The organism is Streptomyces sp. NPDC055239, assembly GCF_053606205.1.
In genome coordinates this window covers 326,564-341,952 of record NZ_JBSGRD010000006.1, presented here as the reverse complement: position 1 = coordinate 341,952, position 15,389 = coordinate 326,564, and the positions used below count along the sequence as shown (strand labels likewise).

Annotated in this window: 13 protein-coding genes and 1 riboswitch; of the genes, 2 read left to right on the top strand and 11 right to left on the bottom strand. The window is 69.3% G+C overall.

Annotated elements, in window-relative coordinates; translation table 11 throughout:
• The first annotated feature begins 10 nt into the window (after positions 1-10).
• Together ACWFRJ_RS21880 and ACWFRJ_RS21875 are read left to right on the top strand one after the other, a co-directional pair.
• Positions 11-1,378 carry a cytochrome P450 gene (locus ACWFRJ_RS21880; RefSeq protein WP_453533203.1) on the top strand — a complete coding sequence of 456 codons (1,368 nt, stop codon included), beginning with the start codon at positions 11-13 and terminating at the stop codon, positions 1,376-1,378.
• Positions 1,379-1,448: 70 nt separating this feature from the next.
• On the top strand, positions 1,449-2,816 hold the full coding sequence (locus tag ACWFRJ_RS21875) for a cytochrome P450 (RefSeq protein WP_453533201.1): 1,368 nt from the start codon (positions 1,449-1,451) through the stop codon (positions 2,814-2,816).
• Positions 2,817-2,856: 40 nt separating this feature from the next.
• On the opposite strand, the gene ACWFRJ_RS21870 is transcribed toward ACWFRJ_RS21875, so the two are convergent.
• The 11 genes from ACWFRJ_RS21870 to ACWFRJ_RS21820 all read right to left on the bottom strand — a co-directional run bounded on the left by ACWFRJ_RS21870 (position 2,857) and on the right by ACWFRJ_RS21820 (position 15,250).
• Positions 2,857-4,161: a class I SAM-dependent methyltransferase gene (locus ACWFRJ_RS21870; RefSeq protein WP_453533198.1), complete on the bottom strand. Its 1,305-nt coding sequence runs from the start codon at positions 4,159-4,161 to the stop codon at positions 2,857-2,859.
• Between the two features lie 213 nt (positions 4,162-4,374).
• Positions 4,375-5,772, bottom strand: coding sequence for an NAD(P)/FAD-dependent oxidoreductase (locus tag ACWFRJ_RS21865; protein ID WP_453533195.1), 1,398 nt, complete (start codon positions 5,770-5,772; stop codon positions 4,375-4,377).
• A 398-nt stretch (positions 5,773-6,170) separates the two neighbouring features.
• Positions 6,171-7,097 carry a Ppx/GppA phosphatase family protein gene (locus ACWFRJ_RS21860; RefSeq protein ID WP_453533192.1) on the bottom strand — a complete coding sequence of 309 codons (927 nt, stop codon included), beginning with the start codon at positions 7,095-7,097 and terminating at the stop codon, positions 6,171-6,173.
• Positions 7,094-7,630 carry a DUF501 domain-containing protein gene (locus tag ACWFRJ_RS21855; RefSeq protein ID WP_453533189.1) on the bottom strand — a complete coding sequence of 179 codons (537 nt, stop codon included), beginning with the start codon at positions 7,628-7,630 and terminating at the stop codon, positions 7,094-7,096. Before ACWFRJ_RS21855 ends, ACWFRJ_RS21860 begins: the two co-directional genes overlap by 4 nt.
• A 71-nt stretch (positions 7,631-7,701) precedes the next feature.
• The gene (locus tag ACWFRJ_RS21850) at positions 7,702-8,181 is read right to left on the bottom strand and encodes an FtsB family cell division protein (RefSeq protein WP_453533186.1); all 480 of its coding nucleotides are present in this window, start codon (positions 8,179-8,181) and stop codon (positions 7,702-7,704) included.
• 114 nt (positions 8,182-8,295) lie between these two features.
• Positions 8,296-9,582, bottom strand: coding sequence for a phosphopyruvate hydratase (gene eno, locus ACWFRJ_RS21845; RefSeq protein WP_453533183.1), 1,287 nt, complete (start codon positions 9,580-9,582; stop codon positions 8,296-8,298).
• 276 nt (positions 9,583-9,858) lie between these two features.
• Complete coding sequence (locus ACWFRJ_RS21840; RefSeq protein WP_453533180.1) at positions 9,859-10,578, bottom strand: transglycosylase family protein; 720 nt, start codon at positions 10,576-10,578, stop codon at positions 9,859-9,861.
• A gap of 3 nt (positions 10,579-10,581) precedes the next feature.
• Positions 10,582-10,774, bottom strand: a riboswitch (cyclic di-AMP (ydaO/yuaA leader).
• A gap of 181 nt (positions 10,775-10,955) precedes the next feature.
• Positions 10,956-11,957: a transglycosylase family protein gene (locus tag ACWFRJ_RS21835; protein WP_453533178.1), complete on the bottom strand. Its 1,002-nt coding sequence runs from the start codon at positions 11,955-11,957 to the stop codon at positions 10,956-10,958.
• Between the two features lie 136 nt (positions 11,958-12,093).
• The gene (locus ACWFRJ_RS21830) at positions 12,094-13,446 is read right to left on the bottom strand and encodes a cytochrome P450 family protein (protein WP_453533175.1); all 1,353 of its coding nucleotides are present in this window, start codon (positions 13,444-13,446) and stop codon (positions 12,094-12,096) included.
• 10 nt (positions 13,447-13,456) lie between these two features.
• On the bottom strand, positions 13,457-14,548 hold the full coding sequence (locus ACWFRJ_RS21825) for a nucleoside triphosphate pyrophosphohydrolase (protein ID WP_453533173.1): 1,092 nt from the start codon (positions 14,546-14,548) through the stop codon (positions 13,457-13,459).
• Positions 14,549-14,584: 36 nt separating this feature from the next.
• Entirely contained in the window at positions 14,585-15,250 is a 666-nt protein-coding gene (locus tag ACWFRJ_RS21820; protein ID WP_453533170.1) for a SurA N-terminal domain-containing protein, read from the bottom strand.
• Between the last annotated feature and the right edge of the window lie 139 nt (positions 15,251-15,389).

Below are 15,389 nucleotides of genomic sequence, written 5' to 3'. Positions count from 1 at the left end.
AGCGGGAAACGTGACCCCGGCGAAGGATTCCGTCAAACCGGCCCGCTCCTGGTCGTTCGGCACCGCACCAGGATCGGTCCCCCTCTTGGGACACACGCTCGCGCTCTGGCGTCGCCCGCTGGAGTTCCTGGCCTCCCTGCCCGCCCACGGGGACGTGGTCGAGATCAGGCTCGGGCCCAGCCGCGCCTATCTCGCCTGCCATCCCGACCTCGTCCACCACGTCCTGGTGAACCCGCGGGTGTTCGACAAAGGCGGCGTCTTCGACAAGGCCCGCCAGTTGCTCGGGAACAGCCTGTCCGTCTCGCGCGGCGATGACCACCGCTTCCAGCGGCGCGTCATCCAGCCGGCGTTCCACTCGACCCGGATCGCCGACTACACCGCCGCGGTCGGCGAGGACACGCGCGCCGCGATCGGTTCATGGCGGGCCGGGGAGACGCAGGACATCGGCGAGGCCATGCACGCCCTTCTCATGCGGGTCGCCGCCAGGACACTGTTCTCCACCGGCGTCGACGTGGCGACCATCGAAGAGGCCCGGCAGTGTCTGCGTACCGTCTCGCAGGGCATCTACAAGCGCACGGTCGCGCCGCTCGGCCTGATGGAGAAGCTGCCCACCCCCGAGAACCGACGCTACGCATGGGCGAACACCCGGCTGCGGGAGATCGTCGACACGATGATCAGTGAACGCCGCCGGTCCGATGAGGACCACGGTGACCTGCTCTCCACCCTCCTGCGGTCCGAACACCCGGAGACCGGGCAGCGGCTGACCGACGAGGAAGTCCTCGACCAGGTCGTCACCTTCCTGGTGGCGGGCAGCGAGACGACCGCGTCGACCCTCGCCTTCGTCTTCCACCTGCTGGGCGAGCACCCCGAGATCGAGAAGCGGGTGCACGCCGAGATCGACGCCGCCGTCGGGGACCGTTCACCGGTCTTCGACGATCTTCCGAAGCTGGAGTACACCCGCGCGGTCATCACCGAGGCGCTGCGTCTGTACCCGCCGTCCTGGATGTCCATGCGGGTGGCGGCGGCCGACACCGAGCTCGGGGGCCATCCCATTCCGGCAGGCGCGATGGTGGTGTACAGCGCCTACGCCCTGCACCACAACGGCGAACTCTTCCCCGAACCGGAGGAGTTCGCGCCCGAGCGCTGGCTCGACGAGCGCGCCGAGGCCGTCCCGCGCGGGGCCCTGCTGCCGTTCGGGGCGGGCAGTCACAAGTGCATCGGGGATGTTCTCGCGCTCACCGAGACCGCCCTCATCGTGGCCACGATCGCCGGCCGGTGGCGCCTTCGCCCCGTTCCCGGCGGCGCACTGCGCCCGGAGCCGAAAGCCACGCTGGAAGCAGGGCCGCTGCCCATGATCTGCGAACCACGCCAGCAGTAGTACTCAGGGGCATCAGATCCCCGCGGCACGGGCCGCCCGGAACAGACGCTCGCAAGGGGATGAAGGAGACATGGGTACGAGGACCGATCACCAGCAGCCCGCGACACACGACTGGCGGTTCGCCACCGCGCCCGGCGGTCTGCCGCTGATCGGGCACGCCGTACAGATGGCGCGTCGGCCGACGGATTTCCTGGCCTCACTGCCGGCCCACGGCGACCTGGTCGAACTCAAGCTGGGCACCAGCCGCGCCTACCTGCCCTGCCATCCGGACCTGGTCCAGCAGGTACTCCTCAACGCACGCGTCTACGACACGGGCGGGCCGGTGAAGGAGAAGGCCCGCCCGATCCTGGGCAATGGCCTGATCACTTCCGACTGGGCGGACCACCGCAGGCAGCGACGCCTGGTGCAGCCCGCCTTCCACACCTCGCGGCTCCCCACCTACGCGGAGGTGATGCAGGAGGAGAGCGACGCCGAGGCGCGGTCGTGGGAAGCGGGACGGGCCATCGACGTCAGCAACACCATGCAGGCGCTGACCGCCCGTGTCACCGCCCGTGCGCTGTTCTCCACCGAGATCGCGGGCAGAGCGGTCGCCGAGATCCAGCACTGTCTGCCGATCATCGTGCACGGCGCGTACCGGCAGGCGATGGACCCCACCGGGCTCTTCGCGAAGCTTCCCATCGCGGCCAACCGCCGCTTCGAGGAGGCGCTGACCCGGATGCACCGGCTGATCAACCAGATCGTCGAGGATTACCGGCGCACCGACGAAGACCGCGGCGACCTGCTGTCGGCCCTGCTCACCGCCGAGGACCCCGAGAGCGGCGGACGCCTGGACGACCAGGAGGTCCACGACCAGGTCATGACCCTGCTCCTTGCCGGGATCGAGACGACCGCCAGCGCTCTGGCGTGGACCTTCCATCTCCTCGGCAAGAACCCGAAGGTCGAGGCGGCCCTGCAGGCCGAGCTCGACGAAGTGCTCGACGGCAGGGCGCCCGTCTACGCCGACATCCCGCGACTCGACTACAGCCGCAGGGTGTTCACCGAGAGCCTGCGGCTGTATCCGCCCGCCTGGCTCTACACACGGACCACCACCGAGGCCACGGAGCTCGGGGGACGGCAGCTTCCTCCCCACTCCGACATCCTGATCAGCCCCTACGTCCTGCACCACAACGGCGAACTGTTCAAGGACCCCGAGTCCTTCGACCCGGACCGGTGGCTTCCCGAGCGGGCGAAGGACGTGACACGCGGCAGTTACCTCCCCTTCGGAGCCGGCAGCCGTAAATGCATCGGGGACGTGTTCGGCATGACGGAGGCGACCCTCGCCCTGGCCACCATCGCGGGGCGCTGGCGACTGCGTCCCGTACCGAACACGACGATCCGGCCGCAGGCGCACATGAGCCTCAGCGCCGGACCGCTCCCCATGGTCCCGGTCCGTCGCTGAGGCTCACCGGCGGCCGACTCCCCCGGCCCCGGTCCTCGGCCTACCGCCAGTCGCGGGCCCGCAGCGGCATGCCGGAGGTCCCCACCTCCGGCGTCTTCACCGCGAGGACCTGGTTGACGCCGATGTGGTTGCGCTCGAAGGCGAGCGCGGACGCCGCCATGTAGAGACGCCAGATGCGGGCGCGGCCCGGCGACGTGAGCCGCTGGCCCTCCTTCCAGCGGGCCTCCAGGTTGGCGACCCAGCGGCGCAGCGTGAGGGCGTAGTGCTCGCGGATCGCCTCCACGTCGCGCACCTCGAACCCGGCGCGCTCCAGGAGCCCGACGGTCGACCCGACGGGAGCGAGCTCGCCGCCGGGGAAGACATAGGCGTCGATGAAGTCGTCCACCTCGTACGTCGACTCGTCGGTCTGTGGCCGACGGGCGATCTGGTGGTTGAGCAGCCTGCCGCCCGGTTTGAGAAGGGCGTGCAAGGCGTGTGCGTACTCCAAGTACTGCTCGGCGCCGACGTGCTCGGCCATGCCGATGGACGATATGGCGTCGTAAGGACCGTCACGCACGTCACGGTAGTCCTGGACGCGGATCTCGACCCTGTCGGTCAGACCCTCCTCCGCGATGCGCTTCCTGGCGTACGCGGCCTGCTCCTGGGAGAGCGTGACGCCGACGACGGTGACGCCGTGCTCGCGCGCCGCGTGGATGGCCATGGAGCCCCAGCCGCAGCCGACGTCGAGCAGCCGCATGCCGGGCTTCAGGGCGAGCTTGCGGGCGATGAGCTCCAGCTTGTCGCGCTGGGCGTCCTCCAGGGTGGAGGCTTCCTCTTCACCGGCCCCCCAGTATGCGCACGAGTAGACCATCGAGGGGCCGAGCACGAGCTCGTAGAAGTCGTTGCCCACGTCGTAGTGGTGGCTGATGGCCTGCCGGTCGCTGCCCTTGGTGTGCAGATGGAGCCTGCTCCGCCTGCGCATCTCCTCCTGCGGCGGGGCGGGCGGCAGGAACGGTACTGCGAGGCCGACCAGGGTGCGGGCGGCGGCGCGGAACTTCGGGTCGCGCAGGGACTCCCTGAGGTTCTTCGCGTCCTCGTCGCGCTCCCAGATGAATCCTGCGAGGTGGTCGAGCGCGGCGTACAGATCGCCGTCGACGTCCAGGTCCCCGGCCACCCAGGCGCGGGCCAGACCCAGCTCGCCCGGCTTCCACATCAGGCGGCGCAGGGCACGGCGATTGCGTACGACGAGGGTGGGGGCACCCGGCGGGCCTGCTTCGGAACCGTCCCAGGCACGAATGCGTACGGGGAGCGGGGCTCCCAGCAATTGTTCGGCAAGGTTCTTCAGCCGCAGTGCGGCATCGGGCATGGTGCACACCTCCGTGACACGGAAATCCCGGATAGGTTCAACACCACGTAAACACCAACCGGGCGCTTGCGCAGTCCCGTTACCGCGTCACGGATCGGCAAAATACGTGTAACCGCCACGCATGAAGCCCGGAAAAACCCGAAGGGGCCGCCCGCACCACGGATGGCGGGCGGCCCCTTCGGGGCTGATCAGTGACCTGAGGTCAACCCGAGGTCAGGAGGCCTTGGCCTTCTCCTCGACGGGAGCGACCGGCTCGGCCTTGGCCGCAGGCTTCGGCGCGGGCTTGGCGGCCTCGTAGAACTCCTCGCGAGGAGTCTCCATGGCGCCCAGCGAGACGACCTCACGCTTGAGGAAGACCGCGAGCGTCCAGTCGGCGAAGACACGGATCTTGCGGTTGAACGTCGGCATCGCCATGCCGTGGTACGCGCGGTGCATGTACCAGGCCAGACGGCCCTTGAGCTTGATCTTCATCTTGCCGACGACGATCATCGCGACGCCCTTGTGCAGACCGAGACCGGCGACCGCACCCTTGTTGGCGTGGCTGTACTCCTTCTGCGGGAAGCCCCGCATGCCGGAGATCACGTTGTCGCCGAGGACCTTGGACTGGCGCAGCGCGTGCTGGGCGTTCGGCGGGCACCAGGCGTTCTCGTTGCCCGCCTTGCGGCCGACCATGTCCGGCACCTGGGCGTTGTCGCCCGCGGCCCAGATGTAGTCGGTGCCCTGCACCTGGAGCGTCGTCTGGGTATCCACGTGGCCGCGGGGGCCGAGCGGCAGGCCGAAGCGGGCGAGCGCCGGGTTCGGCTTCACACCGGCGGTCCACACGATGGTGCTGGAGTCGACCTCGAGGCCGTTGTTCAGCACCACGTGGCCGTCCACGCAGGAGTCCATGCCGGTCTTGAGGTAGACCTCGACACCGCGGCCCTCGAGGTGCTCCTTGCCGTACTGGCCGAGCTTCGGGCCGACCTCGGGGAGGATCTTGTCCGCGACGTCGACGAGCACGAAGCGCATGTCCTCGCGCTTCACGTTGTTGTAGTACTTGGCCGCGTCGCGGGCCATGTCCTCGACCTCACCGATGGTCTCCGCACCCGCGAAGCCACCGCCGACGAAGACGAAGGTCAGCGCCTTGCGGCGGACATCCTCGTCCGTCGTGGAGTCAGCCTTGTCCAGCTGCTCGAGGACGTGGTTGCGCAGGCCGATGGCCTCCTCGATGCCCTTCATGCCGATGCCCTGCTCGGCGAGGCCGGGGATCGGGAAGGTGCGGGAGACCGCGCCCATCGCGATGATCAGGTAGTCGAAGGGCAGCTCGTACGCCTCACCCACGAGGGGGGCGATCGTCGCGACCTTGCGGTCCTGATCGATGGTGGTGACCCGCCCGGTCAGAACTTCCGCCTTGGGCAGCACGCGTCGCAGCGGGACGACGACGTGCCGAGGCGAAATGCTGCCGGCTGCGGCTTCGGGGAGGAAGGGCTGGTAGGTCATGTACGACCGGGGGTCGACGACCGTGACGGTCGCCTCTCCGTAGCGCATCTTCTTGAGGATGCGCCGAGCTGCGTACAGGCCTACGTACCCACCGCCTACTACGAGGATCCTGGGACGCTCCGTGGTGCTCATGCCATCGAGTATCCACCTGCCCGAGGGGGGTCGCTCGTGCGCCCCTTCACAAGCATGGGTAGGCCCTCTGCTACACTTCGCCGCCCACGTGACACAGGCCATAGCGCCCCAGGGGAACCACGGGACTACCCGAGACGTTGTGCACCCCTTGTGAGCTGCCGCTCTCGCCTTCCGAGCCCAGTGGACCACTCACCCGGTTCATACTCCGGACACACTGGCGAACCTTCACTGTCATGGGTCGCACGGCCCTCAGGGGCCACTTTCAGGGGGCCGGAACCCCTGAACATCGGCCAACCGAGCCGATTTCCTTGTGAAGAACTTCACGAACTTTCCTGACAGCAAGTCGCCGAGGGGCCTTTCGACCCCTCGACCAGCCGCTCAGACGCTACATGACGCGCTCAGGCGATCGACCAGCCGATGCCGTCGAGGATGTCGTGCTCGCTGACGACGACCTCCCCGGCCCCGGTCCGGTCCATGATCGACAGGAGTACCATCGCGCCCGCCGCGATGACGTCCACCCGGCCCGGATGCATCACCGGGATCGCCGCGCGCTCGTCGTGCGTGGAGCGGGTCAGTCGGCCGACGATCTCGGCGACCTGCTCGTAGGAGACGCGGGAGTGGTGGATCGCCTCGGAGTCGTACGCGTCGAGGCCGAGCGCGATCGCGGCCACCGTGGTCACCGAACCCGCGAGGCCGACCAGGGTGCGGGCATCGCCGATCGGCACGGTCTGCTCGGCGAGGTCGAGCGCGGCCTCGATGTCCGCGCGGACCGCGTCGAGCTCGGCGGGTGCGGGCGGGTCGGTGCGGATGTGCCGCTCCGTGAGGCGTACGCAGCCGACGTCGACCGAGCGGGCGGCGCCGACCCCGTCGTCGCCGACCACGAACTCCGTGGAGCCGCCGCCGATGTCCACGACGAGGTAGGGCTTGGCCAGGTGGTCGCTGCCCGTCAGCTCCTTCGTCGCACCCGTGAAGGAGAACTCGGCCTCCTGGTCACCGCTGATGACCTCCGGCTCGACACCCAGGATGTCCAGGACCCCGCGTACGAAGTCGTCGCGGTTCTCGGCGTCGCGGGACGCGGAGGTCGCCACGAAGCGGAGGCGCTCGGCGCCGTGCTCCTTGATGACCTCGGCGTACTCGCGGCAGGCCGCGAAGGTGCGCTCGAGCGCCTCGGGGGCGAGGCGGCCCGTCTTGTCGACGCCCTGGCCCAGACGGACGATCGTCATCCGCCGGTCCAGGTCCACCAGCTCGCCGGTCGCGGGGTCGGCGTCCGCCACCAGGAGGCGGATCGAGTTCGTGCCGCAGTCGACGGCTGCCACGCGGGTCACTTGGCGGCCTCCTGATCGGCGCACGGCGTGACGCACGCCCCCTTGGCCCACCACTGAGGGAGCATCGCGATCGCCTCGTCGCCCAGCGGGTTCACCCCGGGGCCCGCGGCCAGCGAGTGGCCCACCAGGACGTGCAGGCACTTCACGCGGTCCGGCATGCCGCCCGCGCTCGGGAAGCCCTCGAGGACCTCGATGGCGTCACGGCGCGCGATGTAGTCCTCGTGCGCCGCGCGGTACGCCGCGGCCAGCTCGGGGTCCGTCTTCAGCCGCTCCGACATCTCCTTCATGACGCCGTTGGCCTCGAGGGTGCCGATCGCGGAAGCGGCCCGCGGGCACGTCAGGTAGTACGTCGTCGGGAACGGCGTCCCGTCCGGCAGGCGCGGCGCCGTCTCGACGACGTCCGGCTGCCCGCAGGGGCAGCGGTGGGCGATGGCCCGCAGGCCGCGCGGCGGACGGCCGAGCTGCTGCTTGAAGGCCTCGACGTCGGCGTCGGTGGGCTCGGTGCGCGGGGTGGTCGGCGGGGGCGTTTCCATGCCTGTCTTTCGATCGGTTCGCTACGAGAGGTATTGGTGAGACTCGCTACGAGAGGTGTCGGTGAGAAAAGTCAGTCTTCGTCGGGACGGTCGGCCTTGTCGACGCCGTCCCAGACGTTCGAGTACCAGGGCCTGGCGGCCGCCCCCTGGTCGGCGCGCTGCGTCTTCGCCGCCCCGGGGCCGATCACCGTGTAGCCGGTCTCGCCCGGCATCACATAGTGCAGCCGCTCCCGGACACGCTGCTCCGCGTACGCGTCGTCCCGCCAGCGGGCCTTCTCGTCCTTCAGCTTCTCGACGTTCTCGCGGTGCTCGGCCTGCTCACGGCGCTGATCGGCGATCTCCGCGCGCTGCGACACGTACTGCCTTATCGGGTAGGCGAGCGCGACGACCAGCGAGCAGAGGACGAGCGCGAGGAGCGCGGCGCGTCCCGTGAGCCGGGAGCGGCGCGCCTGACGCTTCGTCTGCGAGCGGTAGACACGCTCCGCGGTCTGCTCGCCGAGCAGCCGCAGCCTGGTCGCGGTGGAGAACCGGTCGCGGTCCTTCACGGCCATGTGTGCCGCCTCCCCGATACGTACGTACGTCCCCGCACACGGTACGGGACCGAGTACGGGGACGTAGGTAACTACTCAGCGGAGCCGGATACCGAGCCGGAGCTCAGAAGCGGTTCAGCCCTTGAAGCGGGGGAACGCCGAACGGCCCGCGTAGACCGCGGCGTCGTCGAGGATCTCCTCGATGCGCAGCAGCTGGTTGTACTTGGCGACGCGCTCGGAGCGGGCCGGGGCGCCGGTCTTGATCTGGCCGCAGTTGGTGGCGACGGCCAGGTCGGCGATGGTGACGTCCTCGGTCTCGCCGGAGCGGTGCGACATCATGCACTTGAAGCCGCTGCGCTGGGCCATCTCGACGGCGTCCAGGGTCTCGGTCAGCGAGCCGATCTGGTTGACCTTCACCAGAAGCGCGTTGGCCGACTTCTCCTCGATGCCACGGGCCAGGCGCTCCGGGTTGGTGACGAACAGGTCGTCGCCCACGAGCTGGACCTTCTCGCCGAGCTTCTCGGTGATGACGTTCCAGCCGGCCCAGTCGTCCTCGAACAGCGGGTCCTCGATGGAGACGAGCGGGTACGAGGCGACGAGGCCCTCGTAGTACTCGGTCATCTCGGCGGCCGAGCGGGACTTGCCCTCGAACTCGTACTTGCCGTCCTTGTAGAACTCGGAAGCGGCGACGTCGAGGGCGAGGCCGATCTGCTCACCGGGGACGTAACCGGCCTGCTTGATGGCCTCGAGGATGAGGTCGAGCGCGGCGCGGTTGGAGTCCAGGTTCGGGGCGAAGCCGCCCTCGTCGCCCAGGCCGGTGGAGAGGCCCTTGTCCTTCAGGACCTTCTTCAGCGTGTGGTAGACCTCGGTGCCCCAGCGCAGGGCCTCGGAGAACGACTCGGCGCCGATCGGCGCGATCATGAACTCCTGGATGTCGACGTTCGAGTCGGCGTGCGACCCGCCGTTCAGGATGTTCATCATCGGAACGGGCAGCAGGTGCGCGTTCGGACCGCCGAGGTAGCGGAAGAGCGGCAGGTCGGAGGCCTCCGACGCGGCGTGCGCGACGGCGAGCGAGACGCCGAGGATGGCGTTGGCGCCGAGCGAGCCCTTGTTGTCGGTGGCGTCGAGGTCGAACATCGCCTGGTCGATCAGGCGCTGCTCGGTCGCGTCGTACCCGACGAGCTCCGGGCCGATCTGCTCGATGACGGCGAGGACGGCCTTCTCCACGCCCTTGCCCTGGTAACGGTTGGGGTCACCGTCACGGAGTTCGATGGCCTCGAAAGCACCGGTGGACGCACCGGACGGAACGGCGGCACGACCCGTGCTGCCGTCGTCGAGGCCGACCTCGACCTCGACCGTGGGGTTGCCTCGGGAGTCCAGGATTTCCCGGGCTACGACGACGTCGATGGACGGCACGAGCATCTCCTTCTGGGATGTGACGCGGGTACGCGGGGCGTTGGCCTCGCGGACACGAGCCTAACCGGCTCCCGGGCAAGAGCGAGCCGAGCCGCCGCCCTATGGACAAACCGAGAGCAAAAAGTTTCCGAACGGAACAAAACAAACCCCGCCCCGGTGCGTACGGGGGATACGCGCACCGGGGCGGGGTGGACCCGTGGGGACGGGGATGGGGCAGGCGGCGCCTCCGCCGAAGCGCCGCCGCCACTCTCAGCTTCTCGGCCGAGCTGCAGCAGGCTCCTCTTAGCTGAGGTGCAGCTGCTGACCCGGGAAGATCATGTCGGCGTTGTCGATGATGTCGCCGTTGAGCTTGTACACCTTGTGCCAGCCGCCCTTGACGTCCTTCGCCTCGGCGATCTTGGAGAGGGTGTCGCCCTTCTTGACCTTGTACTCGCCGTCGCCCTTCTTGACCGTCTTGCCGGTCGGGGTCTCGACGGTCTTCTTGGACTCGGTCTTCGGAGCCTCGGCCTTCGGAGCCGCCTGCTTCGGAGCGGCCTGCTGCGGCTGCTCGGTCTGCGCGCTGGGCTCGTTCTTGGGCTGCTCCTGGGTCTGCTGCGGGGCGCTCTCCTGCGCACCGCCACCCTCGTTGGAGGCGCCCGAGAGGCCGACGCCGCAGCTCGGCCAGGCACCCTTGCCCTGGCCCGCGAGGACCTTCTCGCCGATCTCTATCTGCTGGGCCTTGGAGGCCTGGTCGGCGCTGGACGCGTACTTCGTGCCGCCGTACGCCGCCCAGGTGGACGACGAGAACTGCAGGCCGCCCGTGTAGCCGTTGCCGGTGTTGATCGACCAGTTGCCGCCGGACTCGCACTGGGCGACGGCGTCCCACTGGGAGTTCGTCGCTGCGGAGGCCGAGCCGGCCGCCATCAGCGGGGCTGCTACCGCGACACCGGTGACGCCTGCGAGCGTGGCGACACGGGTGGCCTTGGACGGGCGGCGGTGCTTGCCCTTGCTGGAAAACAGCATGAGTGATCCCCTCACCGACGCCTGCGAGGTGAGCTGTCGGGTTCGGGCCGATGAAGTTGCCCGGCCGCGCTTCCTTGAGCGCGACTTAACCCCTAGCCGTTCCCGTCCGTTCCTCCGCATCGCTCTCGCGATGCTGAACGGCCGGGCCCGGCGGAAACCTTGGTTCCCCCGCTCCTGCCTACGGCGCTTACGCGACGACTGTTCCCGAACGGCCGTTGGCAGGACTCGGCGTACCGACCGGCGGGGCCCGCTGTGGCGAGCGGTCACGACCGTAGGCATGACATCGGCCGATTTCCAAAGACGATCAGGGCTTCTGAGACCCATGTCTCACTTGCGCCAATTGGGACATCAGGCGCAAAGCGAGTCACCAACTTCCCCTACTTTTCGCCCAAATCGAGGCTCTGACCGGGAAGAATGAGATCGGGGTCGGAGCCGACGGCCTTCTCGTTCTCGGCGTACAGCTCGGTCCACCCGCCCTTCACGTCGAGGTCGTCGGCGATGGCCCAGAGGTTGTCTCCGGAGCGGACCGTGTACGTCCCGTCCGAGCCGTCCTGCTGGCGCTCGTCGCCACGGGAGGCGTGCCGGCCCGAACCCTCGCGGGAGTCGCCGCCGGACACCTTGCCGTCCGCGCTGTCGCCCCGGTGGCGGCCTTCACCCTCACCGGCGGTGGGGGTGGTGGTGGGGGTCGGCGAAGTCTCATCGCTCTGCCCTGACTTGCCTGAGTCGTCGGAATCATCCGAATCACCTGACTCGTCGTGATTCTTGTCTCGCACCTCATCGCCGGACTTGCCGGACTTGCCGGACTTGCCGGACTCATCCGAGGGCTTGTCCGAAGACTTGGCGCTGTCCGAGGGGTCGGCCGAATCGCTCGGCGACGCGCTCGGCTCATCCGCGTCATCCGAGTCGTCCGAGTGGTCCGACTCGCCGGGGTCGGCCGACTCCGTCGACCCGCCGGAAGGCGTCGTCGTGATCGGAGCGCCCGGGTCGACGTCGGCGGCGGCGCCGTCCTGGGTGAGCCCTGCGACCGGCGCACAGCTCGGCCAGGCCTTGGTCCCCTGATCGTCGAGAACCTTCTCGGCCACGGAGATCTGCTGCGAGCGGCTGGCCTGATCGGCGCTGGGCGCGTAGTCGAGGCCGCCGTTGTCCTCCCAGACCTGCTGCGACAACTGGAGACCGCCGTAGTACCCGTTCTTCGCGTCCGCGCTCCAGGCCCCGCCGCTCTCGCACTCCGCGACCTTGTCCCACGTGGCGGCGTCCGCCGCGCTCGCGCTGGTGGCGCCGAGCAGCGGGATGGCGATGGCCGATCCTGCGACTCCTGCCGCGACGATCAGGGCCGGGGCCTGGCGGGGGCGTCGGTGACGACCATTGCCGGAGAGCATGCGGTTGCCTTTCGCGTGACTGGAGCGACGACTGCGGCACCGGAGGCCGGGTCGTCGGTGAACGTAGCGGGAGTCGAACGCTTGTCACAAGTCGATGCAGCGGAGATCACGTGAAAGTCACAGTCTTGACGGCATGTCAGCTGGACGGCGTTTCAGATGGCTGATATTTGCTCTGCTGTGCGGGCGCGAACTCCACGGGCAGCGTGCGGAGTCCACGCATGATGAGCCCGCCACGCCATCTCAAATCGTCAGGTTCCGCCGCGAGTCGCAGGTCAGGAAGGCGCCGCAGAAGCGTCGCGAGGGCGGTCTGCCCTTCGAGCCGGGCAAGCGGTGCGCCGAGACAGTAATGAATGCCATGGCCGTAGCCGAGGTGTTGGTTGTCGCGGCGGGAGAGGTCGAGCGTGTCCGGTCGGTCGAAGCGCTCCGGGTCGCGATCGGCCGCGGCGAGGACGACGAGGACGGGGTCGCCGACGGCGATGTCCTCCCCTCCGACGGTCAGCCGCTCGGTGGCGAACCGCCAGGTGGCGAGTTCGACGGGCCCGTCGAAGCGCAGGAGCTCCTCGAGCCCGGTGTCCAGGAGACCGGTGTCGCCGTCCCTGAGAGAGCCCTGGAGCCGCTCGCGCTGTTCGGGGTGGGTGAGGAGGGCATAGGTGCCGTTGCCGATGAGGTTCACGGTCGTCTCGAATCCGGCAAAAAGCAAGATGAAGGCCATCGCGGCGGCCTCGTTCTCCGTGAGGTGCTCGCCGTGGTCGGAGGCGCGAATGAGCCCCGAGATGAGGTCGTCGCCGGGTTCGAGACGCTTGCGGTGGATCAGCTCGGCGAGATAGCCGCGCATCTTCTTCACGGACCTGGCGACCCCGCCCCTGGGGCCTCCCCCGTGGCGGATCATCATCCCCGCCCAGTCACGGAAGTCGTCCTGGTCCTCGCGGGGCACCCCGAGCAGGTCGCAGATGGCGTAGATGGGGAGCGGAAAGGCGAAGTCGTGAATGAGGTCGGCCTCTCCCTTCTCGACGAACTGGTCGATGAGACGGTCCGTCAACTCCTGAACCCGTGGCGCGAATTCGGCAACGCGGCGGGGCGTGAAGGCCTTGGAGACGAGGCGGCGGAGGCGGGTGTGGTCCGGCGGGTCGATGTTGAGCAGATGCGTCATGAGGTTCGCACTGCGCTCGCCCGGGATCCCGGTCTTGCCCTTCGCGTGCGCGGGCTCACCGTGATGGGCCGGATTCTTGCTGAGCCGCGGATCGGCGAGCGCCTGCTTGGCATCGACGTACCGCGTGACGAGCCAAGCCTCCACGCCGCTGGGGAGCCGGGTCTTGTGCACGGGGGCGTGCTCGCGCAGCCAGGCGTAGGCGGGGTAGGGATCGGTGGCGAACTCCCAGGTGAAGAGCTCTGGCTGTGCTGGCCCCTGGGCCTCGGGCATGGGGGTGTGTGCCCCTGCGGGGCAGGCTGCGGGGGTCGCCTCTGCGGGGGCGGGCGGCTGGTCTTGCATGGGGTCGACGCTATCCGGCGTCCGGGAGGCTTCCGTCCCCTGGCCCGGCGCCTTGCGTACCGTCATCACCGGCTCCGCCGAGTTCGTCCTCGAACGCCGGACGGGCTGAATACCCCTCGGCGGCCAGCACCGCGTCCCGGTAAGCCCGGGCCGCCGCCCGCAGCGCTGCCTCCGGGTCGGTGCCCTCCGACTCTGCCCGCAGGGCGAGTGCGAGGAGGTCGTAGCCGATGCCGTCGCCCGAAGGGGGCGTCACCTCAAGCCCTGCCGTTCGTACCCGTGAAGCCAGCTTGGCGGCCAGTGCCAGGCCCGGCTGGCCCAGGGGGACGCCCTCTGTGACCGATGAGCGCTGCTTCTCCTGGGCCTTCGTGCGGAGCCAGTGCGCCTTCACGTCCTCGGGGGTCTCCGCCGAGTCGTCGCCGAATACGTGCGGATGGCGGTGGATCAGCTTTTCGACGATCGTGCCCGCCACGTCGTCCACGGAGAAGGGGGACTCCTCGTCCTCCTCCGCGATGCGGGCGTGGAAGACCACCTGGAGCAGGACGTCGCCGAGTTCCTCGCGCAGTTCCTCCCTGTCGCCCTCCTCGATCGCCTCGACCAGTTCGTACGCCTCCTCGATCGCGTACTTCGCAAGGCCCTTGTGCGTCTGCTGGGACGACCACGGGCACTCGACCCGGATCCGGTCCATGACCTGGACAAGGTCGAGGAGGCGCGCGCCCGGCAGGTCGTACGACGCCGGGAGCAGTTCCAGGTCCGGCATCGCGAGGCGGCCCGAGCCCGCGAGTCGCGCCAGGCCGTCCGTGAGGGCGCGGTCGCCCTCGGCCGTGGCGACGATCAGGACCGTGCGGTCGCCCGCGCACGCCGCCACCAGGTCCTGGGCCGTGGGCGACGCCTGGTCCACCGCCACACCCGCCTCGCGCAGATACGGCAGCTGCGGGTGCGTGGCGTCGGCGCACAGGACCTCGTCGGCCGCGTGCAGGGCCTGCCACGCGGGCCAGGAGAGGAGGCCTGGGGCCACCCGGTGGCTGGTGGTGAGGAGGATGACGCGGCCGGGGGCGTCGGCCTGGGGCGTGGTTTCGTTCGTCACGCGTCGAACGTAACCCACGCCGCTGACAGCCCGTTCCGCAGCCTGCTGGGCCTGTTACGCCTGCTTGGGCTGTGCCTCGCCGTTCCCGGACACCTCGCGCACCCACGGCGTCTTGGCGTCCGCGCGCTTGCTCTTCTCCACGTCCCACGTGCCGTACCGCGGGTTCAGGTCCACGTCGAGCTTCTTGGAGGCCTTGGAGAGTGCCTTCCAGAAGAGCGCCTGGCCCTCCGGGGCGTTCATGTCCGCGCCGATGACCTTGGCCAGCTTCTGGGCCTCGATCTCCGTACGGAAGCTCTCCGTGAGGCGGGACGGGGCGACGCTGTACTGCTGGAGCCAGCCCTGTTCGAGGGCCTTCTTGCTGCCGGCCTGCTGTTGGAGGCCCGCCTCCATCGTCTGGATCTCGCGGCGGGAGACGTGGACGCCCGCGTCGGCCGCCGCCTGGTGCAGCACCTTGTCAAGGACCATCGTGTGCAGTGTGCTGCGGGTGAGGCCGCCGGTCTTGGCGATGGCCTGCTCGTACTGCTGCTCGTCCGGGATCGCGGCGCGCTGCGCGGCGCGCACCTCGTTCACCCGGCTCTCCAGCTGCGAGACCGTGATCCGGTCCTGTCCCACGACGGCCGCGGCGCCCGGATGGGCCTCGCTGCCGCAGGCGGTGAGGAGGGGAGCCGCGGCGACGGCTGCGGCGGAGAGAACGAGCGCGGTGCGACGGCGGCGGTGCAAGTGAGCCTCCCGGTCGAGAGATTGTGCTGAGACCTGCGGCGCGCAGCGCCTCCACCTGGGGTGGTGGTCGGGCGACGGGCGGGCGCACAAAGTCTTGCGGTGATCGATGTTAGGCAGTGGCCGGTCCCTCGGCCACCTA